At 63.6% G+C, this 22,720-nt stretch carries 18 protein-coding genes; 8 read left to right on the top strand and 10 right to left on the bottom strand.

Annotated features, from left to right (window positions below; translation table 11 throughout):
• The first annotated feature begins 77 nt into the window (after nt 1-77).
• The 3 genes from EGJ86_RS16015 (at nt 78) to EGJ86_RS16005 (ending at nt 4,758) form a co-directional block, all read left to right on the top strand.
• Nucleotides 78-716, top strand: coding sequence for a LysR substrate-binding domain-containing protein (locus EGJ86_RS16015; protein WP_125835795.1), 639 nt, complete (start codon nt 78-80; stop codon nt 714-716).
• 62 nt (nt 717-778) lie between these two features.
• Nucleotides 779-4,213 (top strand): AAA family ATPase, encoded by a 3,435-nt coding sequence (locus EGJ86_RS16010; RefSeq protein WP_125835794.1) that lies wholly within the window; start codon nt 779-781, stop codon nt 4,211-4,213.
• Between the two features lie 2 nt (nt 4,214-4,215).
• A complete protein-coding gene (locus tag EGJ86_RS16005; RefSeq protein ID WP_125835793.1) occupies nt 4,216-4,758 on the top strand; it encodes an isochorismatase family protein in 543 nt (180 codons plus the stop codon).
• Nucleotides 4,759-4,863: 105 nt separating this feature from the next.
• Here EGJ86_RS16005 and EGJ86_RS16000 read toward each other — a convergent pair whose 3' ends face one another.
• Nucleotides 4,864-5,652, bottom strand: a complete 789-nt coding sequence (locus tag EGJ86_RS16000) for an ABC transporter substrate-binding protein (RefSeq protein WP_125835792.1) — start codon at nt 5,650-5,652, stop codon at nt 4,864-4,866.
• A gap of 256 nt (nt 5,653-5,908) precedes the next feature.
• On the opposite strand from EGJ86_RS16000, the gene EGJ86_RS25105 reads away from it, so the two are divergent.
• The 3 genes from EGJ86_RS25105 (at nt 5,909) to EGJ86_RS15990 (ending at nt 8,022) form a co-directional block, all read left to right on the top strand.
• Nucleotides 5,909-6,109, top strand: coding sequence for a hypothetical protein (locus EGJ86_RS25105; RefSeq protein WP_177432860.1), 201 nt, complete (start codon nt 5,909-5,911; stop codon nt 6,107-6,109).
• Between the two features lie 18 nt (nt 6,110-6,127).
• A complete protein-coding gene (locus tag EGJ86_RS15995) occupies nt 6,128-6,682 on the top strand; it encodes a hypothetical protein (protein ID WP_177432858.1) in 555 nt (184 codons plus the stop codon).
• 95 nt (nt 6,683-6,777) lie between these two features.
• Nucleotides 6,778-8,022, top strand: a complete 1,245-nt coding sequence (locus EGJ86_RS15990) for an SLC13 family permease (protein WP_125835791.1) — start codon at nt 6,778-6,780, stop codon at nt 8,020-8,022.
• Between the two features lie 146 nt (nt 8,023-8,168).
• Here the strand turns inward: EGJ86_RS15990 and rlmF are convergent, their stop codons facing one another.
• From rlmF to EGJ86_RS15945, 9 genes are all read right to left on the bottom strand, one after another.
• The gene (gene rlmF / locus EGJ86_RS15985; RefSeq protein ID WP_125835790.1) at nt 8,169-9,170 is read right to left on the bottom strand and encodes a 23S rRNA (adenine(1618)-N(6))-methyltransferase RlmF; all 1,002 of its coding nucleotides are present in this window, start codon (nt 9,168-9,170) and stop codon (nt 8,169-8,171) included.
• A 159-nt stretch (nt 9,171-9,329) separates the two neighbouring features.
• The gene (locus EGJ86_RS15980) at nt 9,330-11,159 is read right to left on the bottom strand and encodes an SLC13 family permease (protein ID WP_125835789.1); all 1,830 of its coding nucleotides are present in this window, start codon (nt 11,157-11,159) and stop codon (nt 9,330-9,332) included.
• 30 nt (nt 11,160-11,189) lie between these two features.
• Complete coding sequence (locus EGJ86_RS15975; protein ID WP_099526583.1) at nt 11,190-11,486, bottom strand: helix-turn-helix domain-containing protein; 297 nt, start codon at nt 11,484-11,486, stop codon at nt 11,190-11,192.
• Nucleotides 11,487-11,666: 180 nt separating this feature from the next.
• Nucleotides 11,667-13,043, bottom strand: a complete 1,377-nt coding sequence (gene nhaD, locus EGJ86_RS15970) for a sodium:proton antiporter NhaD (RefSeq protein WP_125835788.1) — start codon at nt 13,041-13,043, stop codon at nt 11,667-11,669.
• Between the two features lie 188 nt (nt 13,044-13,231).
• The gene (gene nhaC / locus EGJ86_RS15965; RefSeq protein ID WP_125835787.1) at nt 13,232-14,662 is read right to left on the bottom strand and encodes a Na+/H+ antiporter NhaC; all 1,431 of its coding nucleotides are present in this window, start codon (nt 14,660-14,662) and stop codon (nt 13,232-13,234) included.
• A gap of 138 nt (nt 14,663-14,800) precedes the next feature.
• Nucleotides 14,801-17,632, bottom strand: coding sequence for a valine--tRNA ligase (locus tag EGJ86_RS15960; protein ID WP_125835786.1), 2,832 nt, complete (start codon nt 17,630-17,632; stop codon nt 14,801-14,803).
• A 177-nt stretch (nt 17,633-17,809) separates the two neighbouring features.
• Nucleotides 17,810-18,238 (bottom strand): DNA polymerase III subunit chi, encoded by a 429-nt coding sequence (locus EGJ86_RS15955; RefSeq protein WP_125835785.1) that lies wholly within the window; start codon nt 18,236-18,238, stop codon nt 17,810-17,812.
• A 60-nt stretch (nt 18,239-18,298) separates the two neighbouring features.
• On the bottom strand, nt 18,299-18,718 hold the full coding sequence (locus EGJ86_RS15950; protein ID WP_003459656.1) for a DNA polymerase III subunit chi: 420 nt from the start codon (nt 18,716-18,718) through the stop codon (nt 18,299-18,301).
• A 137-nt stretch (nt 18,719-18,855) separates the two neighbouring features.
• Complete coding sequence (locus EGJ86_RS15945) at nt 18,856-20,343, bottom strand: leucyl aminopeptidase (protein ID WP_125835784.1); 1,488 nt, start codon at nt 20,341-20,343, stop codon at nt 18,856-18,858.
• A gap of 143 nt (nt 20,344-20,486) precedes the next feature.
• Between EGJ86_RS15945 and lptF the strand changes: the two genes are divergently transcribed.
• Both lptF and lptG read left to right on the top strand, forming a co-directional pair.
• Nucleotides 20,487-21,611 (top strand): LPS export ABC transporter permease LptF, encoded by a 1,125-nt coding sequence (gene lptF / locus EGJ86_RS15940; protein ID WP_125835783.1) that lies wholly within the window; start codon nt 20,487-20,489, stop codon nt 21,609-21,611.
• Entirely contained in the window at nt 21,604-22,668 is a 1,065-nt protein-coding gene (gene lptG / locus EGJ86_RS15935; RefSeq protein ID WP_125835782.1) for an LPS export ABC transporter permease LptG, read from the top strand. The genes lptF and lptG overlap by 8 nt, the downstream gene beginning before the upstream one ends.
• Nucleotides 22,669-22,720: the final 52 nt, after the last annotated feature.

Raw genomic sequence — 22,720 nt, 5'->3', positions numbered from 1 at the left:
GCTTTACGATCAGTTACGAAGACAGGCTGCCGCAGCAGTAACCCAAGCCCCGGTTACACAAAATTCTGCACACCCTCATGTCTGGTCGCTTCGTTCGCATCATGGCGAGTCATACCCTGTCGATCACTTTTCTGCCTGAGCTGCTCGATCGTTTTCAGCAGACTCATGCCGAACTCAATGCGCGTGTGCTGTCTGCCAACATCCACGATGCGGCAGTAGCGTTGACTGAAGGGCGATGCGATTTGATGCTCACCTACAGTCATCCCCAAGCCCCTATCCTGCTTGATCCTGATCGTTTTACTTACCTCTCTCTGGGGGGCGATCTGCTCTTGCCAGTGTGCGCGCCTGATGCACGCGGGCGGCCTTGCTTTGCTCTTCCGGGGCATCCGTCGTTTCCTTTACCCCAGCTCGGTTACTCGGCAGGAACCTTTCTCGGGCGTCTGGAGGAGGTCGCAGTCGAGAGCTTCGGGGAGCGTCTTCACCTCAAGCGCCGACATGAGGCCGACATGGCGATGCATTTGATGGAAATGGCCATTCGAGGGCTTGGGGTTGCCTGGCTGCCTCGTTCTGTCGTGGCGTCTGCCTTGGCCGATGGCAAGCTGGTATGTGCTGCCTCGAGCGAGCGTGGTGTCGCGTTGGATATCCATCTCTATCGATCGAAAGCTAACTTCAATCCAGCGCTGCAGGCTCTTTGGCAAGAACTCAAAAGTCTCTGATCGACTGTCGGAAACGGCTAACGATGCGACAATGACTGCCTTCAACGGCTTATGACCTGTGCATGAAAATCCTCAGCCTGCGCCTCAAGAACCTCAACTCCCTCAAGGGTGAATGGAAGATCGACTTCGCTGCCGAGCCTTTCGCCGGTAGCGGTCTGTTCGCCATCACCGGGCCGACCGGGGCGGGCAAGACCACCTTGCTCGACGCTATCTGCCTGGCGCTGTACCACCGCACGCCGCGTATGAGCACGCTGTCGGCCAGCGGTAATGAGCTGATGACGCGGCACACCGCCGACTGCCTGGCCGAGGTCGAGTTCGAGGTTAAAGGGCAGGGCTACCGCGCCTTCTGGAGCCAGCGCCGCGCGCGGGACAAGGTCGACGGTGCGCTGCAGGCGCCCAAGGTGGAGCTGGCGCGTATCGCCGATGGCGAAATCCTCACCGACAAGATTCGCGAGAAGGAAAGCCTGACTGCCGAGCTGACCGGCCTGGATTTCGAGCGTTTCACCAAGTCCATGCTGCTCGCTCAGGGCGGCTTCGCGGCGTTTCTCGAGGCCAATGCCAACCAGCGCGCCGAACTGCTGGAGGAGCTGACCGGCACCGAGGTCTATGGGCAGATATCCCAGCAGGTTTACGAACGCACCAAGGCCGCCGAACAGGCGCTGGGCCTGCTGAAGAGCCGTGCCCAGGGCATGGAGCTGCTGGACGAGGCGCAGCGTGCCGAATTGCAGGCCGAAGCCGAGCGCCTGGCGCAGGAACAGGCCCCGTTGCAGGCTGAGCAACAAACGCTGCTGGCTGGGCAGCGCTGGCGTGAGGCGCTGCAGCGAGCCGAGCAACAAGCCGGCGAGGCAGCGCGAGGGCTGGAGCAGGCCCAGCAACGTCAGGCTGCTGCGGCCGATGACTTACAGCGTCTGGCCGCCGGTGAGCCGGCAGCGCGTTTACAACCGCTGCACCAGGCCTGGCAGCAGGCGCAGCACGACAGTCAGCAGGCCGAGCGCGGTCTGTTCGCACTGCGTGAGCAGATGCAGATGTGCGCCGAGCGTGAACGGCAGGCGCTGTGGCAGGCCAGCCATCATGCGGGGCACTGGCGTGAGCAGCGGCACGTCGCGTTGACGCAGGCGCAGCACCAGCACGCCGAGGTGCAGGCCTGGCTGAGCGAGCGCAGTTCGCATGCGCGCCTGGGCGAGTTGCTCAGTGGCTGGGACGAGCGCTTCATGCAACGGGCCAAGGCTGAGCAGGCGCTGCAGACAGCGCAAACGCGCCAGAGCGAATCCGCCGTGCAACTGACGACGTTGCAGCGCCAGCGTGACGAGCAGGGTGTGCGTCTGACGACGTTGCAACAGCAGGTGCAGCAAACGCGTGACGCCGAGGGGCAGCAGCAGAGTGCCTTGCAGGCTCTGCTGGGTGATGCCGGTGAGGCAGGCCTACGCCGGGACTGGCAGCGCCTGCAAGCGCGCAGCCGGGTGTTCGACCGCCTGCAGCAATTGGCGCAGAGCCGCGAGGCCTTGGCCGTACAACTGGCCGAGCTGCCACCGCGCCTGGCTGAGCTGCAGCGCCGACAGGCGCACAAGAACACCGAGATCAACGCCCTGCGCGAGCGTTACAAGGCACTCAAGCAGCAGGTCGCTGACAAGGAAAAGCTGCTGGAGCAGGAAAAACGCATTCAGGATCTGGAGGCCTATCGCGCCCGCCTGCAACCGGGCGACGCTTGCCCGCTGTGCGGCTCGCACGAGCATCCGGCGATCAGCCAGTACCAGGCGCTGAACGTCTCCGCCACCGAGCAGGCGCTGGTGCAGTGCCGCAGTGAGTTGGCCGAGCTGGAGAGCCAGGGCGCCAACCTGCGTGATGAGCTGACCCGTCTCGCCGCGCAGATCGAGCAGGTGCAGCAACAACAGGCTCAGGCCGAGGCGCAATTGCTGCCGCTGGATCAGCAATGGCAGCAGCAACTGAGCGAACATGACATCCGCCTGCAGGACGTCGCCGAGCTGACAGGTGTACAACAGCAGCACGAGCAGGAATTGGCTGCGCTCCAGGCGCGCCTGGAAGCAGTGCAGGCACAGCAAACCGAGCTGCAGCGTTTGCGCGAGTTGCGCGAAAGCGCTGAGCGCGAGCAGGCCGATTCCGAGCGGCAGCAGGCAATTCTCAGTCGTGATCTGGACAACACCCAGGCGCGCGTTGCCGAGCAACAGGCGCATCTGAGCGCGCTGCAGACTGAGTTAGCGCAACAGGCCCAGGAACTGCTTGCCAGCCTGCAGGGCTTCGCCAGCGAGCTGCCGGCCGACGGCGCAGGCTGGTTGATGCAGCAGAAAGCCGCCTGGCACGCCTGGCAACAGACGCAGGCGCGTGAGCAGCAGTTGCTCGAACTCACGCGCGAGGCGCAACGACAACTGGACGAAGCTCAGACGCAGGCCGAGCACTGGCAGCAGCGTTGGCAGGACGCAGGTGCGCCGGGCCTGGCGACCCCGGAACCGCCAGCCGATCCGCAGCAGGCCCTGCGTGAATCCGCCGAGCGGTTGGCCGCGACCCTGCGTGAACGCGATGGCCTCGCTGGCAGTGAGCAAGCTCAAGAGGCCTTGCTGGCGCGTGAGCAGCAACGTCTGCAAAGCTGTCAGCAGGCTTGGCAACAGGCGCTGCTGAGCAGCCCCTTCGCCGATCAGGCGGCGTTCGAAGCGGCGCTGTTGAGTGAGGATGAACGCCAGCGTTTGGTGCAACTCAAGGCGGATCTCGAACGTGCGCACACCCAGGCCTCGACCCTGCTGGCGGCGGCTCAGGCCGAGGTGCAGCGCCTCACGGCCGAAGCGCAAACCGCCTTGAGCCTGGAACTGTTGGCCGAGCAGCTCCAGGCAGTGCAGGAACGCTTACGTGCCCTGAGCGAGCGTCAAGGTGAGCTGCGCGCGCAGTTGCAGGCCGACGAGGCGCGGCGCAGTAGCCAGCAGGCCCTGTTCGCCGAAATCAGTGCGCAGGAGAGCGAGCAGCGCCTGTGGCAACAGCTCAACGGCCTGATCGGCTCGGCCGACGGTGCCAAGTTCCGCAAGTTTGCCCAGGGCCTGACCCTCGATCACCTGATCCACCTGGCCAACCGCCAATTGACGCGCCTGCACGGCCGCTACCAACTGGCGCGCAAAGGCAGCGGCGAACTCGAGCTGGAAGTGCGCGACACCTGGCAGGCCGACGTGGCGCGCGATTGCCGCACGCTGTCCGGCGGCGAGAGTTTTCTGGTCAGCCTGGCGCTGGCGTTGGCGTTGTCCGATCTGGTCAGCCACAAGACCAGCATCGACTCGCTGTTCCTCGATGAAGGCTTCGGCACCCTGGACGGCGAGACGCTGGAGGTGGCGCTCGATGCCTTGGACAACCTCAATGCCAGCGGCAAGACCATCGGCGTGATCAGTCACGTCGAGGCGATGAAGGAGCGTATTCCCGTGCAGTTGCGGGTGCACAAGGGCGTCGGCCTCGGTTACAGTCGGCTCGATGCGCGTTTTGCGGTGAAGGAAGGAGCGTAGTGATGCTGATGCGAGCGAAGGATTCCACCCTGTTGGTGATCGATCTGCAGGAGCGGCTGCTGCCGGCCATCGACGGTGGCGCGGCAGTGGTCGAGCAAGCCCCCTGGCTGGTGCAAGTGGCGCAGCGCCTGCGCGTTCCGGTGATCGCCACCGAGCAGTATCCGAAGGGGCTGGGTTATACCGAGCCGGGCCTGCATGAGTTGCTGCCAGGCGATGGCCTGCGGGAGAAGATTCATTTTTCGGCAACCGCCGGGGCTGGGCTGTTCGACTTGCCCGGTGGCGAGCGCAGGCAGTTCGTCGTCTGCGGCACGGAAACCCATGTTTGCGTGCTGCAGACGGTAATGGGCCTGCTGGCGGCCGGGCGTGAGGTATTCGTGGGCGACGAGGCGGTGGGGGCGCGCCGGCCACGCGACAAGGCCTTGGGGCTGGCGCGCATGGAACGTGCCGGCGCGGTGATCGTCTCGCGCGAGATGGTTGCCTTCGAGTGGCTGGAGCAGGCCGGCACCGAGCTGTTCCGCGAGGTCAGCAAGGGCTTTATTCGCTGATCATTGACTGCCCATTTCTGGTTCCCCGCCTTCGCGGGGATGACGACTGTCTGGAGTCCTCGTCATTTCCGCGCAGGCGGGAATCCAGGCGCCACGTTTTTTCGGTTATGGCGCGGCATCTTCCGGCACGGGTTGGTAGTGGCCAGCCTGCAGGTCGTCGAAATACTTTTGGTAACGGCCGTCGTCGCGAAATTGTTGCAGGCGAGCGTTGAAGCGCTCGCGTAGCGCTTCGCTCTGCGCCAGGCGCTTGGGCAGCATCAGGTAACTGAGGTTCACCAGCAGCGGTTTGGGGTGGTGGGTGATGCGCTCGGCCTCGGCGCTGGAGAACTCGTTACGCAGCGCGGCGTAGCCGACGTTGAGCTCCTGCGGATAGAGCACCACGCGCTCCTTGAGCAGCTTCTCGAAGTTCTGCCGGTCGCTGGACACTCGTTCGATGCGCACCTTGCCTTCGGCGAGAAAGGCATCGAATGCCGGCCCGTAGCTGTATTCCAGGCCGCCGCCGAGGGTCATGCCGCTGAGGTCGTCGAAGCGCTGCCAGTCGAACGGTTGGGTTTTCAGGTGGAAGAACACGAACTGTTCGTTGAGCAGCGGGGCGCTGAAGAGAAAGTCGGCCTCACGCTCGGTCTTGTGCATCCATACCGCGGTGGCGTCGAACCGGCCTGCGGCGGCTTCGGCGTAGGCGCGAGGCCAGGGCAGGAAGGTGAATTCGACACGGTAGCCTTCCTCGGCCAGTAGGTCGCGCAGCAGGTGGGCCACTGGCCCCTGGTGTTCGAGTCTGGCTGACAGATAGGGCGGCCATTCGCCGGCGCTGATCCGTAGCAAAGTTGCCTCTGCAGCCCCAAGCGGGCTGCAGCAGAACAGACTAAACAGCACAATCAACAGGCCGTGACGCATCTGTAGTCCTCGACGGCTCGGGCAACAGGATGATGGCACTTTAAGGGTTTTGTCCTGTTGATCCCAGTCATGCCGCTGGCTGCCAGGCAGTGCAATGATCGAAGTCTGGCGTCTGACCTGGTGAGCGCAAACATGCACCAAATTGCTGCAGACGACTCAGGGCGAATATGCCTATGCTTGGAGCAGGACAATAAGTCGGTGACAAACCGCGGATCGAACGCCTGCTCTCAGGCGTTCCGGTGATGGAGTCTGGTTTTTGCACAAAGCGCTGCATTACTGCCTGCTCTGGCTATTGGCCGGCACCTGCTACGGTGCCCAGGCAACCTTGACGTTCTGTCATGAAGATCAGAACGCCTACCCTTGGGTGATGACCGATGGCACAGGCCTCAACCTGGAGCTGCTCAACCTGGTGCAGCAGGCGCTGGCATTGCAGGTGGTGTATGTAGCAGTGCCGTGAAAGCGCTGTCTGTCGGGCATGCAGCAGGGCCTCTATGACGGTGCTTTCGCTGCCAGCGTCAAATCCGAGCGGCTGCAGATGGGCCATTACCCCGCCAATGCCGATGGCCGCCCGGATGCCGCCAGGCGTTTGCACACCTCGCGTTATACCCTGTACCGCCGTATCGGCAGCGCGGTGTCCTGGGACGGCCAGCGTTTCAGCCAGGTGAATGGCCGGGTCGGCTCGCTCAGTGGCTTCTCCATTCGCGATCTGCTGCTGGCGCACGGGCTGGAGGTGGACGAATCGAGTCGTGACCCATTGGCGCTGTTGCAGATGTTGGTGCACGGTCGGGTCGAGGCCGTTGCCTTGCAGACCATGCGCGGCGATTTTGTCTTGCAGGCCAATCCGCAGTTGGCTCAGCGAGTGGAGAAACTGCCGGAGCTGCTCGAGGAAAAGCCCTATTACCTGATGCTGTCCAACGCGCTGTTGGCGCGTGACCCCGAGTTGGCCGAACGAATCTGGGCCGAGGTGCAGCGTCAGCGCGAGTCGCCGGCCTATCTGGGGCGGGTGGCGACTTACATGTCGCGGCCCTGAAACACGCAAAAAACCATGCCGTGGCTATTCCCGCGCGGCACTGGCATGGCTAGAGTCCGCTGCTTCCAACCTGCATCCGTTTGGGTGAATCGCGCATGACCTTCGCTGCCTGGCTGACCCTTGGCCTTTTCGTTCTCACCTACCTGGGCATGGCCGCTGGTGGCGTTCGCGGCCTGCGCATCGACCGCAGCTGGATTGCCTGCTGCGCGGCAGTGCTGTTGCTGGTCAGCGGTGCGCTGAGCATGGAGGATGCGGCCCATCATCTCGACCCCGGCGCGTTGTTGCTGCTGTTGGCGTTGATGCTGATCTCGGCGCAGTTCGATTTTTCCGGGGTGTATGCCTGGCTCAACCGCTACCTGACCGAGCATGCCGAGCGCCCGGCTGTGCTGCTGATGGGCGTGGTGCTACTGGGTGGCTTGCTCTCGGCGGTGCTGGTCAACGATATCGTCGCTTTCGCCCTGACGCCGCTGTTGTGTCGCAGCCTGCAGCTGCGCGGGCGGGAGCCGCGGCCGGTTCTGCTGGCGCTGGCGTTGTCGTGCAACGCCGGCTCGGCGGCGAGCCTGATCGGCAACCCGCAGAACATCCTCATCGGCCAGGCCGGTGGTCTGGATTTCTGGGGGTATGTGGCCGTGGCTGGGCCACCCGCGGTGATCGCGATGGCCATCGTTTATGCGGTGATCTGGTTGCAGTGGCGTCATCGCTGGGGCGAGGCCAGGCCGCTGACCGCGGACGATACGCCGGTCGAGCATATCTACGGCGCGCACAGCTATCTCAAACCGCTGCTGGCCAGCCTCGCGCTGCTGGCGCTGTTCGCCACGGCGCTGCCGCGCGAGCTATCGGCGTTGTTGATCGCTGTGTTGGTGATGGTGTCGCGGCGGGTGGACAGTCGCGACTACGTGAACAAGGTGGACTGGAACCTGCTGTTGCTGTTCGTGGGCTTGTTCCTGGTCAGCGGCGCCGCGCTGCAGTTGCCGCAAATGACGCAGGGAGCCACCTGGCTGGCCGAGCATGGTCTGTTGCCGCAGGGCATGGTGTCACTGGCTACCGCATCGCTGGTGGCGGGTAACCTGATTGGCAACGTGCCCTTCGTGGTGTTGCTGTTGGGCCTGATGCCGGAGTTATCGCATTCGGTGCTGATCGGTCTGGCGATCATGTCGACCCTGGCCGGCAACCTGCTGCTGATCGGCAGTGTGGTCAACCTGATCGTCGCCGAAGGGGCGAAGCGTCAGGGCGTCAGGCTTGGTTTCGTCGATTATACGCGCAGCGGCGTACCGGTGACGCTGCTGAGCATGACGGTGGCCGGGCTGTGGCTGGTGTTGGGTGGCTGGTTGCCCTGGTAACGGCGTGTAGCGGCGTAGAGCGGACTCAGAGCGTAGGGCGGACTCAGGAGCCTAAGCGAACAGTCCGCCATTGGTGATGGTTAGCGAATTGCGGCGGCGTACTGCTGCGCGAACGGACCGCCGCCCGGTATGCCCTACTTGGTAGCTCAGCGCCAACGGTTGTTGCGCCAAGCGCTGCGCTCTTCGGCATTCTTGAACGTCCAGGCCACCAGGCGGCTCTGCTTCTGCCCTTGGGACATACCGAGGATGCGCACCTCAAGCGCGCCTGCCTTGGCCAGCCAGCCCTGTAGCAATTCCACATGGCTGCCTTTGGAGACCAGGCTGCTGAACCACAGCACCTGCTCCGCCACTTGCGCGCTTTCGTTGGCCATGCGCTTGAGAAACGCGGCTTCGCCACCGGGGCACCATAGCTCGGCGGCCTGGCCGCCGAAGTTGAGCACCGGTAGCTTGCGCTTGGGGTCGAGCTTGCCCAGGTTGCGCCACTTGCGCGTGCTGCCACGGGTGGCTTCATCGGCGCTGGCGTGGAAGGGCGGGTTACACAAGGTCAGGTCGACTGGCTCGTTCGTCTGTAGCAGACCGAGAAATACGTGCTCGGTATTGGTCTGCTGGCGCAATTCGATGCCACCCGCCAACTGCGGATTGGCCCTGATGATGGCGCGCGCAGAGGCCAGTGCCGCGTCTGCGATATCTGCCCCGAGAAACTGCCAGCCGTACTCGCAATGGCCGATCAGTGGGTAGATGCAGTTGGCGCCGACGCCAATATCCAGGGCTTGTACCTTTGCGCCGCGGGGAATCTGCCCGTCGTTGTCAGTCGCCAGCAGGTCGGCCAGGTTGTGCAGGTAGTCGGCGCGACCGGGAATCGGCGGGCACAGGTAGCCATCGGGAATGTCCCAGTGGCGGATGCCGTAGTACTGCGTCAGCAGCGCGCGGTTGAACACCTTGACCGCTGCCGGGTTGGCGAAGTCGATGCTTGCATTGCCATAAGGGTTGGTGATGACGAAGTCGCCCAGCTCTGGGCTCGCCTTGATCAGCGCGGGGAAGTCGTAGCGCCCCTGGTGGCGGTTGCGTGGGTGCAGCTCACCCTTGGCCGGCGCAGTTTTCATAGCGGCGGGAGCGGGCTTGCGGGGGCGTTTCGGCGGCTGGGGCATGAACAGGCTTCGGCGATTCGGGGGCGGGATTTTCCCATAGTCGGGCAGGGCTTTGTAGGAGCGCGCTCTGCTCGCGAGTTCGTTGGTCTTCAGCGAACCTGGCTAGCGGCAAAAAGCTTCGCGAGCAGAGCTCGCTCCTACGCTTGGTGATCCCCCGCGTTACAGCGGAAAGAGCAGCGGCACCAGCGCCACGCTGACGATCATCACCAGCAGGGTGAAGGGCACACCGATGCGCACGAAGTCTCCGAAGCGGTATTGGCCAGGGCCGAGCACCAGAGTGTTCACCGGCGAGGAGATCGGCGTCATGAAGGCGGCCGAGGCAGCCAGGGCCACGGTCATGGCGAAGGGCAGCGGCGAAACGCCCAACGCCTGCGCGGTGGCGATGGCCACCGGCGCCATCAGCACCGCCGTGGCGGTGTTGGAGATGAACAGGCCGATCACCGCAGTGAGGGCGAACAGGCAGGCGAGGATCAGTCGTGGCCCGGCATCACCCAGACCGCCGACCAGCCCCTGCACAGCCAACTCGCCGCCGCCGGTCTGCTGCAGCGCCTGGGCGAAGGGCAGCATGCCGACGATGAGGATCAGCGTCGGCCAGTGGATGGCGCGGTAGGCGCTGTCCAGGTCGATGCAGCGAAACGCGCCCATCAGCAGGCAGGCGATCAGTGCGGCCTGTACGTTGGGCACCAGACCGCTGACCATCAGCAGCACCATTACCGCCAGGCTGAGCAATGCGTAGGGCGCCTTGCGCGCAGCCGGTGCCACCTCGGCCACTTCCGCCGGCAGGCTGAGCACCAGGAAATCGCGGCTCAGCCCCTGCAGGCGATGGATGTCACGCCAGGCGCCGGCCACCAGCAGGGTGTCGGAGGCCTTGAGTTTCTCGTCCACCAGCACGCCCTCCAGTGCCTGGCCCTGGCGGCGCAAGCCGACCACGTTGAGTTTGTGCCGCGAGCGAAAGCCCAGCTCCTGAATGGTCTTGCCCGGCAGTTGCGACTCCGGCGGCAACGCCACCTCTGCAAGGCCCAGCTCATGGGCGTGCAGGCTGAAATACGAATGCGGCAGCGGCATGGGTTCCAGCCCCAATGCCTGGTAGCTGCCGAGCAGGCCGATGGTAGGGCTGGCGATATCCACCAGCAGCACGTCGCCCGGCTCCAGCAGGGTATTGCCGCTGGCCATCAGCAACAGGGTGCGCAGGCGCTGGCGGCGCTCGATGGCGATGACGTTGATGCCATGATCACGGCGCAACTGCAGCTCGTTGAGCACCTGATTGGCCAGGGGCGAGTCGGTGCGTACCTGCAGGCGCCGCTCGCGCTCGCTCAGACGATAGCGCTCGGCAAGGTCGGCCAGGGTCAGGCGTGGTGGCTCGGCATTGCCACCTGCTTCGCTGCGTACCAGCCAGCGTCGGGCGATCAGCATGTAGCCGATGCCGAGCACCAGCACTGCCAGGCCGATGGGCGTGAGATCGAAAAAGCCAAAACCATCCAGCCCGGCGCGGCGCAGTTCGGCATGCACCACCAGGTTCGGCGGTGTAGCGACCAGCGTCAGCATTCCGCTGATCAGCCCGGCAAACGCCAGCGGCATCATCAGTCGCGCTGGGGCGATGCGCAGGCGTGCAGCCACCCCCAGCACCACGGGGATGAAGATCGCCACCACGCCGGTGGAACTCATCACCGAACCCAGGCCGGCCACGGCCAGCATCAGCAGAATCAGCAGACGCGTTTCGCTGCTGCCGGCCTTGGTCACCAGCCAGTCACCCAGGCGGTAGGCGATGCCGGTGCGCACCAGGCCGTCGCCGATGATGAACAGCGCGGCGATGAGGATGACGTTGGCGTCGCTGAAACCGGCCAGGGTCTGTTGCAGGTCGAGTACGCCAGTCAGCGGCAGGGCGACCAGCACCAGCAGGGCGACCACGTCCATGCGTGGCTTACCGATGACGAAAAGAGTGACGGCGCCGGCCAGCAGGCCGAGCACCCAGAACAGATCCGGATTCATCGCAGCTCCAAGAGGTGTGGAGCGATTATTTCAGGGATAGCCCAGCGTAGTCTTGATCTGCTGCAGGTTAGCGGCGATCCAACGCTTGTCGATCGGCCCCCAGTCGCGAATCTGGTAGTGACCGGCGTTGTTGCGTTCGCCCTCGTTCTGCTCGAACTGGCAGTCGATATCCAGCTCAGCAAGGGCTGTGAGGGTGTCCTGTGCGGTGCGCCGGGGCATGCCGGTGGCGTCCATCAGTGCCGGCACGCTGACGGCCTGGCCGCTGTCGATCAGCCAGGCCACGTAGAGGCGGCGGTAGAAGCTGGTGCGGGTCTTGCTCGTCTGCATGGTGACTTCCTGTTCGTATCCGAGCGCCTTCGCAGGCTGTTGAAAAACTACCTACGTTGCCATTGCTGCGTTAAAAACAGGCTCAAAATGCTCATTTACAGCTAGTAAACTGCGCTTTCTCGCCTGTTTTTGCCTTGCACTGGCTGCCTCGGCTACGTTTTTCAACGGCCTGCTAGCCAATCAGGCGGCGAACATCAGCATATAGGTGACGGCACCGGCCAGGTAGCCGATGAAGGCCAGGCCGCTGATCTTCTTCAGGTACCAGATGAAGTTGATCTTCTCCATGCCCATGGCGGCCACGCCAGCAGCCGAGCCGATGATCAGGCAGCTGCCGCCGGTACCGGCGCAGTAGGCGAGCATTTCCCAGAAGTTGCCGTTGACCACGAAGTTGCGCAGCCATGGCAGCTCGCTCGCTGCGGCTGCCGCCAGGTTTTCAGGGCTGACCAGTGGATACATCTTCATGGCGCCGGCAACCATCGGCACGTTGTCCACCACGGCCGAGAGCATGCCGATGGAAATGGCGATGCTGTAGATATTGCCCAGGCTGTCCTTGAGCAGGGTCGCCACCTGGATCAGGTGGCCGGCGCTGGACAGCGCGGAAACCGCCAGCAGGATGCCGAGGAAGAACAGCACGCTGGTGATGTCGATACGGCGCAATACGCCCACTACCGACAGCGGGTCCTTCTCTTCGCTGTTCTTGCTGCGGTGGATGATCTCGGTGGTGATCCACAGCAGGCTGAGGCCGAAGAGGATGCCCATGTATGGCGGCAGATGGGTGATGGTCTTGAACACCGGCACGAAGATCAGCGCACCGAGGCCCAGGCAGAACACCAGGTTACGTTCGAAGGGCGTGGTCGGGTCGCGACGGCTCTCGGCGCTTTCCTTGATACGCGGTTCAGCCACTTCACCCTTGAGGCGGAAGCTCATGATCAGCAGCGGCACCAGCAGGCAGATCAGGCTGGGCAGGAACAGCTTGGTGATGATGCCGGTGGCGGTGACCTGATTGCCAATCCACAGCATGGTGGTGGTCACGTCACCAATTGGCGACCAGGCGCCGCCGGCGTTGGCGGCAATGACCACGATGCCGGCGTAGAACCAGCGCTCGTGGCGGTCGGCGATCAGCTTGCGCAGCAGCGAGATCATCACGATGGTGGTGGCCAGGTTGTCCAGCGCAGCGGACAGGAAGAAGGTGATCAACCCCACCAGCCACAGAAGGTGCACGCGCTTGTGGGTGCGGATGCGATCGGTGATGACCTTGAAGCCCTCGTGGGCATCGATCAGCTCGACGATGGTCATGGCGCCCATGAGGAAGAACAGGATCTCGGAGATCTCGCCGAGGTGGTGGCGCAGTTCTTCGACCACGTGATGGGTGTTGGTGCTGGAGCCGGCGGTGCCGGTGCCGAGCATTGGCAGGATGCTATCTGCGCCAAGAACCAGCAGGGTCCAGGCGATCACGGCGGTGAGCAGGGCGGAGGCTGCCTTGTCGATCTTTAACGGGTGCTCAAGTGCAATGCACAGGTAGCCGAGGACGAAGACGAGTGCCATCAACGCATACATGTTCGGAGTTCCGCTCTGATTTTTATTAGTGGGGACGTGCCGGAGGGCTGCTGCCAGGCGGGTGAAGATGCCTGAAACAATTGGAAAAAGGGAAGGTTTTTATAGCGAAAGGAGCAAAAGAGATGAGCGCTTTGCTACTTAATGAGGCGTTCGGGCCGCTGCGCTGGCTGGCCCGAACGGCTGCGAAATCAACCGGCAGTCTGCTGTTTGGGCGGCAGCAGGTAGGCGAGGGCTATGGCCAGCACTGGCATGATCAGGTTGAAGAAGCAGTACGGCAGGTAGCTCAACGTCGCCACGCCCAGCGTCGCGGCCATGTAGGCGCCACAGGTATTCCAGGGCACCCGCACCGAGGTCAGGGTGCCGCCGTCTTCCAGCGCGCGTGACAGGTTGGTTGGCGCCAGGCCGCGTTTTTCGTATTCAGCGCGGTACATGCGCCCTGGCAGCACCAGGGCGATGTACTGATCGGCGGTGATGACGTTGGTGCCGATGGTGGTGGTAATGGTGCTGGCGACCAGGCCGCTGTTGCTGCGCACCAGGCGCAGGGCACTCTGCAGCAGGCGCTGCAGCAGGCCGAGGCGCTCAAGTACGCCGCCGAAGCACATGGCGCAGATGATCAGCCACACCGTGGTGAGCATGCTGGCCATGCCGCCCTTGGACAGCAGGCCATCAAGCTCGGCGTTGCCGCTGGCCGATTCATAACCGGCGAACAGCGCAGTCCATACCGTTTTCAGCGGCGCCAAGGCGCCAGCTTGTGGGACAGTCAGGCGCGCCATCACCTCCGGCTGGAACACCACTGCGAATACCGCACCGAGCAGGGCGGCGAGAAACACCGCTGGGAAAGCTGCCCACTGGCGTACCGCGAGCAGCAGCAGGAAGGCCACGGGCAACAGCAGGTGCCAGCCGAGATTGAACTGTGCCTCCAGCGCGCTGAGCACCTCGGCGATACGGCTGGTGTCATGTTCGGCGCTGGCCTGCTGGCCGAGGGTAAAGAAGATCGCCAGGGCGATCAGCAACGCCGGCACCGTGGTGCGCAACATGTTGCGGATATGTGCGAACAGGTCGGCGCCGGCAGCGGCTGGCGCCAGGTTGGTGGTGTCCGATAGTGGCGACAGCTTGTCGCCGAAGTAGGCGCCGGAAATGATCGCGCCGGCGGTGATCGCCGGGTCCAGCCCCAGGCCTGCTGCCACGCCCATCAGACCGATGCCGAGGGTGCCGGCTACCGTCCACGAGCTGCCGATGGACAGCGCGGTGAGCGCGCAGATCAGGCAACTGGTGAGATAGAAATACTCAGCGCTGATCAGCTTCAGACCCAGCCAGATCATGGTCGGCACCGTGCCGGCGAGAATCCAGGTGCCGATCAGCGCACCGACCGCCAGCAGAATCAGGTTGGCTTTCATCGCCATGTGGATGCCAGCGAGTATGCCTTCTTCGATCTCGGCCCAGCGCAGACCATTTTTCAGGCCGACCAGGCCGGCGACGAAGGCTGCGCTCATCAGCGCGATCTGGTTCGGGCCGCTGGAGGAGGCGTCACCGAACAGGTAAACGGAGAGGCTGAGCAGCACGACGAGCACGCCAATCGGCAGCAAGGCGTCGAGCAGGGAAGGGGAGCGGGCAGTCATGGGTGTTCCGGGAAATCAAACTAACCGTGGGAGGGGCTTCAGCCGCGACTTTGCGGTTAAAGCTCGCGGCTGAAGCCTCTCCCACAAAAAACAAACCCGCGCCGGTTGGGGCGCGGGTCTGTGGGTGTCGCGCGGTGATCAGAGTGCGGCGATCTTGCCGCGCTGCTCGACCATCTTGGCCAGGGCCTGTTCAGCCTCGGCCAGCTTGGCGCGCTCTTTATCGAGCACTTCGGCCGGCGCCTTGGCGACGAAGCCTTGGTTGCTCAGCTTGCCGCCGACGCGCTGCACTTCGCCTTCCAGACGACCGATTTCCTTGTCCAGGCGCGCCAGTTCGGCGTCCTTGTCGATCAGCCCGGCCATCGGTACCAGCACTTCCATCTCGCCGACCAGAGTGGTCGCGGACATCGGCGCTTCTTCACCGGCAGCCAGCACGCGCACTGACTCGAGCTTGGCCAGCTTGCTCAGCAGTGGTTCGAAGTCGGCCAGGCGGCGCAGGTCTTCGGCACTGGCGTTGGCAACGATGATGTCGATGCGTTTGGCCATGGAGATTTTCATTTCGCCACGGATCTGGCGTACGCCCAGCATCAGTTGCTTGACCCACTCGATGTCGCCTTCGGCGGCGGCGTCGATGCGGCTTTCATTGGCCACCGGCCAGGGTTGCAGCATCAGGGTTTCGCCCTGCACGCCGGCCTGGCCCTTGATGCGCTGCCAGATTTCTTCGGTGATGAAGGGCATGAACGGGTGCGCCAGGCGCAGGATCACTTCCAGCACGCGTACCAGGGTGCGGCGGGTGCCGCGCTGGCGCTCGATGGGCGCGTTCTCGTCCCACAGTACCGGCTTGACCAGCTCCAGGTACCAGGCGCAGTACTCGTCCCAGATGAACTCGTACAGGGTTTGCGCCGCCAGGTCGAAGCGGAAGGCGTCGAGGTGGCGGGTCACGTCAGCCTCGGTGCGCTGCAGGGCGGAGATGATCCAGCGATCGACCGGCGACAGTTCGACTGCCTCGCCATTGATGCCGGTGTCCTTGTCATCGGTGTTCTCGATGACGAAGTTGGCGGCGTTCCACAGCTTGTTGCAGAAGTTGCGGTAGCCCTCGACACGGCCCATGTCGAACTTGATGTCGCGACCGGTGGAGGCCAGCGCCAGGTTGGTGAAGCGCAGCGCGTCGGTGCCGTAGGCGGCGATGCCGTCGGGGAATTCGGCGCGGGTCTGCTTGGCGATCTTCTCGGCCAGCTTGGGCTGCATCATGCCGCTGGTGCGCTTGGCCACCAGGGATTCGAGGTCGATGCCGTCGACGATGTCCAGCGGGTCGAGCACGTTGCCCTTGGACTTGGACATCTTCTGACCCTGACCATCGCGCACCAGACCGTGCACATAGACGGTCTTGAACGGAATCTGCCCGGTCAGGTGGGTGGACAGCATGATCATCCGGGCAACCCAGAAGAAGATGATGTCGAAGCCGGTGACCAGCACGTCGGTGGGGTGGAAGGTCTTGAGGAAGTCGGTCTGCTGCGGCCAGCCGAGGGTGGAGAAAGTCCACAGGCCGGAGCTGAACCAGGTGTCGAGCACGTCTTCGTCCTGGCGCAGGTTGGCATCGCCGAGGTTGTGCTTGGCGCGCACTTCCGCCTCGTCGCGACCGACGTAGACGTTGCCGGCATCGTCGTACCAGGCCGGAATGCGGTGGCCCCACCACAGCTGACGGCTGATGCACCAGTCCTGGATGTCACGCATCCAGCTGAAGTACATGTTCTCGTACTGCTTGGGCACGAACTGGATCTCGCCACTCTCGACCACGGCGATGGCTTTTTCGGCCAGCGGCTTGGTGGAGACGTACCATTGGTCGGTCAGCCACGGCTCGATGACGGTGCCGGAACGGTCGCCTTTCGGCACTTTCAGGGCGTGGTCTTCGATCTTCTCCAACAGGCCGGCGGCGTCGAAGGCGGCGACGATCTGCTTGCGTGCGACGAAGCGGTCGAGGCCGGCGTACTCGGCTGGCAGGCTGCCATCGATCTCGGCGTTGACGCTACCGTCGATATTGAACACCTGGGCTTGAGCCAGCACGGCGGCGTTCTTGTCGAAGATGTTGATCAGCGGCAGGTTGTGGCGCTTGCCCACTTCGTAGTCGTTGAAGTCGTGCGCCGGGGTGATTTTCACGCAGCCAGTGCCGAACTCGGGGTCGCAGTAGTCATCGGCGATGATCGGGATGCGGCGGCCCAGCAGCGGCAGTTCGACGAAGCTGCCGATCAACGCCTTGTAGCGCTCGTCTTCCGGGTGCACGGCCACGGCGCTGTCGCCGAGCATGGTTTCCGGGCGGGTGGTGGCGACGATCAGGTAATCATTGCCTTCAGCGGTTTTCTTGCCATCGGCCAGCGGGTAGCGCAGGTTCCACAGCGAGCCTTTCTCGTCGTGGTTTTCCACTTCGAGGTCGGAGATGGCGGTGTGGAACTTGGTGTCCCAGTTGACCAGGCGCTTGCCGCGATAGATCAGGCCGTCTTCATGCAGGCGTACGAAGGCTTCTTTCACGGCCTCGGACAGGCCGTCGTCCATGGTGAAGCGCTCGCGCGACCAGTCCACCGAGCTGCCCAGGCGGCGAATCTGACGGGTGATGGTGCCGCCGGACTGCTCCTTCCATTCCCAGACCTTCTCCAGGAATTTCTCGCGGCCCAGATCGTGGCGGCCAATACCGTCGGCGGCCAGCTGACGCTCGACCACCATCTGCGTGGCGATGCCCGCGTGGTCGGTGCCCGGCTGCCACAGGGTGTTGCGGCCCTGCATGCGGCGGAAGCGGATCAGCGCATCCATGATCGAATTGTTGAAGCCGTGGCCCATGTGCAGGCTGCCGGTGACGTTCGGCGGCGGGATCATGATGGTGTACGGCTCGCCCGAGCCTTGCGGGGCGAAGTAGCCCTTGGCTTCCCAGTTCTGGTACAGGGCGGTTTCAATGGCGTGCGGCTGGTAGGTCTTGTCCATGCGCGGCGGGACCCTTTGACGGCTGATCGGAAAAGCCGACAAGTATACCGCTTCTGAGCACCAAGCCATAAGCCCTGCGCTGTAGGGCAGACCAGCGTTCAGTTTTGTAGGAGCCCCGCCTCGGGGCGAAGCTTTTGCTGTCGGGTGGCAAGCTCTTGCCCCGGGGCGGGGCAGGGATTACTTGCGTGGCGGCAGCAGGCGCGGCAGGCGGGCTTCGAGGCGGCGCTTGAGTTCGGCCTCGATCTGCGGCACGAAATCGTCGATCACGTCCTGCAGGATCAACTGGGCGGCGGCGCGCAACTCGCCATTCAAATGCTGCAGATCGCGGGCGCTGTCATGCAGGCGCGGTTCGATGCGCTCACGCTGGGGGCTTGGCGCCGGCGCTGGCTGCGAGGCTGGTGTCGGTTTGGGCGTCGGCGTTGCATGAAAGGATGGCGGCGGGCCGGGCGGCGCGCTGACGATGTCGGACAGTACCGGAATGCTGTCCGGGTCCAGCGAGTCGATCAGTAGTGGCGGTTCGCTGCCGTTATCGCCCAGCAGCTCGCGAATCGACTCCAGGTCGTGCAGCAACTGAGCAGGTTTCTGTGGGGGCTTGGGGGTGTCCATGGTTATCGGCGCAGCGAGAAAAAGGGCTGGAATGGCTTGTGTTGTGAGCGTGCACGGACACTAAAGTTCGACGCGTTGCGGATCATACCCGCGCTGGCGATAAGTACGGAAATTCTCGCGACAGGCGCTCAGCAACTCGGGCTGTTGATTGACGATCTCGATGATGCGGGAAAAGCGCTCGACATGCGGCGACAGACTGCTGCCTAAGTTGATCAGCACGCCCTGCTCGGTGCTCGGCACTTCGTCGATGCCCAGTACCACGGGTGACAGTGGCGCTTCATGGTGCAGGTCATGGGGTACGAAGCGTTCGGCTTTGAACGTCCACAGCAGTTCGTCGAGTTCACCACACTGCGCCTCGTCGCTGCCGCGAACGAACACCGGCAGGCCGGCACTCCAGGCCTTGAGCGCCAGTTGGCAGGCCGCACGCAAGCGGCCCGTGGCGTCATTGGAAGAGAGGACGTAGAACTCGATTCTGGGCATCTGAAGATTTTCGATGTTGAAGGGCGGCTGTAGGAGTGAGCTCTGCTCGCGAATCTTGGCAATACAAAAGCTTCGCGAGCAGAGCTCGCTCCTACGATATCCATCGTAGCCCGAACTGTGCCCGGGCTACAGGCGCATCAGACCTTGGCGCGATCCAGCAGGTACTGGGTCAGCATCGGCACCGGACGGCCAGTGCCGCCCTTGTCCTTTCCGCCGCTGATCCAGGCGGTGCCGGCGATATCCAGGTGCGCCCAATGGAAGTTCTTGGCAAAGCGCGACAGGAAGCAGCCTGCGGTGATGGTGCCGGCCTTCGGCCCGCCGATATTGGCGATGTCGGCGAAGGGGCTGTCCAGCTGCTCCTGATACTCGTCGTGCAGCGGCAGTTGCCAGGCGCGGTCGTCGGCGCTTTCGCCAGCCTTGAGGATCTGCTTGACCAGCGCGTCGTTGTTGCCCATCAGGCCGGAGACATTGCTGCCCAGGGCGACGATGCAGGCACCGGTGAGGGTAGCGATATCGATTACCGCCTGCGGCTTGAAGCGCTCGGCGTAGGTCAGGGTGTCGCACAGCACCAGACGGCCTTCGGCGTCGGTGTTGAGAATTTCAACGGTCTGCCCGCTCATGGTGGTGACGATGTCGCCAGGACGGGTCGCACGGCCGCTGGGCATGTTCTCGGCGCAGGCCAGCAGGCACACCAGGTTGATTGGCAGTTGTAACTCCAACACGGCCTTGAGGGTGCCGAAAACGCTGGCGGCGCCGCACATGTCGTACTTCATCTCGTCCATGCCGGCAGCCGGCTTGATGCTGATGCCGCCGGTATCGAAGGTGATGCCCTTGCCGACCAGGGCGAAGGGTTTGTCATCCTTCTTGCCGCCCTGGTAGTGCATGACGATCATCCGCGGCGGCTGTTCGCTGCCCTGGGCTACGGCGAGGAAGGCGCCGGCGCCGAGCTCCTTGAGTTTCTTCTCGTCGAGGATTTCGACCTTGAGGTTCTTGTGCGCCTTGCCCAAAGCCTTGGCTTCTTCAGCCAGGTAGCTGGGGTGGCAGAGGTTTGGCGGCAGGTTGCCCAGATCCTTGGTGAAGGCGACGCCGCTGGCGATGGCGCGGGCATGCTGCAGGCCGCGTTCGGCATCGGCCAGCTCGGCCTTGTCGACAACCAGGGTGATTTTCTTCAGTGCGCGTGGGTCAGCTTTCTGGCTCTTGAACTGCTCGAACAGATAGGTGCCATCGGCCAGGGTCTCGACGATCAGGCGGGTCTTGCCGTAGCTGTCGCGGCCCTTGACCTTGAGCTCACCCAGTGCGAGCAGGGCATCACTACCGCCCAGGCCTTTGAGTACGCCATGCACGCTTGCAACCAACTTGCGCAGTTGACGGTCGGATAGATCACCCTTGCCGCAGCCCACCAACAGCAAGCGATCGGCCTTGAGCCCCGGCAGGCTGTGCAGCAGCAGGGTCTGGCCCGGCTTGCCGGCGATGTCGCCGCGCTTGAGCACGGCGCTGAGCGCACCGTTGCTGGCCAGGTCGACGGCCTTCGCGGTGTCGCCGAGCTTGCGGCCTTCACCAATGGCGACGACCAGGGTCGCGGTTTTCAGGGTTTCTGCACGGGTGCTTTTGACGAGGAATTCCATAGTGAGCTGTCCCCAAGACAAAGAGTCGGGTTTGACGGATAATGACCGCCATTTTTCGAGGGTCCACCCTGCGGTGGGCCGGCAAGTAGGTGCAGCTAGTGTGAGCGCTCGCGCCTGAGCCTGACAACCCTGGAGCGTCCGGTTTGATCGTCTTCCGTTATCTGTCCCGTGAAGTGCTGGTGACCCTCAGTGCGGTGAGTGCCGTGCTGCTGGTGATCATCATGAGCGGTCGTTTCATCAAATATCTGGCCCAGGCCGCACAGGGTGTACTCGATCCTGGTGTGCTGTTTCTGATCATGGGTTACCGGATTCCCGGCTTCCTGCAACTGATCCTGCCGCTCGGCCTGTTCCTCGGTTTCCTGCTGGCCTACGGGCGCCTGTATCTCGATAGCGAGATGACCGTGCTGTCGGCCACTGGCGTCAGTCAGCAGCGCCTCACCGTCTACAGCATGGCGCCGGCGCTGATCGTCGCGCTGCTGGTGGGCTGGCTGAGCATGGGCCTGGCGCCACAAGGTGTGGCCAGTGTGGCGCGTATCCTCAACGAGCAGGACGCCCTGACCGAACTCGATACTCTGGTACCGGGGCGCTTCCAGTCGCTGCGCGATGGATCGCGAGTGACCTACTCGCAGGAGCTGTCGTCTGATCGCAGCGAGCTGCGTGGCGTGTTCATGTCGGAGAAGCGCTTCTCCACTGACGGCACCTCGGAGCGTGGCATTACCGTGCTGGTAGCCGAGAGTGGTCGTCAGGAAATTCAGGAAGATGGCAGCCGCTATCTGATTCTGGAAAACGGCTATCGCTATGACGGCGAGCCGGGCGAGGCCGATTATCGGGCCATCCAGTACGACACCTATGGCGTGTTGCTGCCCAAGCCGGAGGTCGCCATCGAGGCCAGTGAGCGCGAGGCGACGCCGACACGTGAGCTGTTCGGCAGCGACGACCCGCGCATGCAGGCCGAGTTGCAATGGCGCCTGTCACTGCCGTTGCTGGTGTTCATCGTCACCCTGCTGGCCGTGCCGCTGTCGAAGGTCAATCCGCGTCAGGGCCGCTTCCTCAAACTGTTGCCGGCTATCTTCCTCTATATGGCTTACCTCGGCCTGCTGATCGCCGCTCGTGGCGCGCTGGACAAGGGCCGTTTGCCGGCGGCGCTGGGGTTGTGGTGGGTGCATGGCATCTTCTTCGCCATCGGCATGCTGTTGTTGTATTGGGAGCGTCTGAGTCTGTGGTGGGCCAGTCGTCGTGCGCCGGTGTCGGAGGTGGCTCATGGCTAAGTTGGATCGCTACATTGGCACCCAGGTGTTCTTCGCCATTCTGGCGGTGCTGGGCATCATTCTCGGCCTGGCACTGCTGTTCGCTTTCATCGACGAGTTGGGCGACCTGAACAAGGGCGATTACGGTCTTGGTCAGGCGCTCTGGTACGTCTTGCTGACCGCGCCGCGTCGCGCCTACGAGATGCTGCCGATGGCGGCGCTGATCGGTTGCCTGATCGGTCTTGGCACGCTCGCCAGCAACAGCGAGCTGACCATCATGCGTGCGGCGGGTGTTTCCATCGGGCGCATCGTTTGGGCGGTAATGAAGCCCATGCTGGTGCTGATGCTGGCCGGCATTCTGATCGGCGAATACGTTGCGCCGCTGACCGAAAACCAGGCGCAGGCGGATCGCGCCCTGGCTCAGGGTGGCGGTGCGGCGCAGAGCTCCAAGCGCGGTATGTGGCACCGTCAGGGGCAGGAATACGTGCACATCAACGCCGTGCAGCCCAATGGCGTCCTGCTCGGGGTTACGCGTTACCGCTTCGATGACGAGCGTCGTCTGCTTTCCTCCAGTTTCGCCCGTCGCGCCGAATACCGTGACAACCACTGGATGCTGCGCAACGTGCAGACCACCGTGCTGCATGAGGACCGTTCCGAGGTGATCAACCAGCCGGAAGAACGCTGGGAGATCGAACTCAATCCGGAGCTGCTCGGTACCGTGGTGATGGAGCCTGAGGCGCTGTCAGTGACCGGGCTGTGGCAGTACATCCATTATCTCGGTGAGCAGGGTCTGAACAATGCGCGCTACTGGCTGGCGTTCTGGACCAAGGTGCTGCAGCCGCTGGTAACCGGCGCGCTGGTCTTGATGGCGATCTCCTTCATCTTCGGTCCGCTGCGCTCGGTGACACTGGGGCAGCGCGTATTTACTGGTGTGCTGGTAGGCTTCATCTTCCGTATCGCTCAGGACCTGCTGGGCCCATCGAGCTTGGTATTCGGTTTCTCGCCGCTGCTGGCGGTGCTGGTGCCGGCCGGTATCTGTGCGTTGGCCGGGGTTTGGCTGCTGCGCCGAGCTGGATGAGTCGATGAGGGGCATGAAAAAGCCGGTTCATTGAACCGGCTTTTTTGCATCT

This window comes from Pseudomonas sp. o96-267, from assembly GCF_003935465.1.
Classification (GTDB): domain Bacteria; phylum Pseudomonadota; class Gammaproteobacteria; order Pseudomonadales; family Pseudomonadaceae; genus Aquipseudomonas; species Aquipseudomonas sediminis.
Note: the sequence above shows the minus strand (reverse complement) of the source record. Positions and strands in the feature narration are given on the sequence as shown.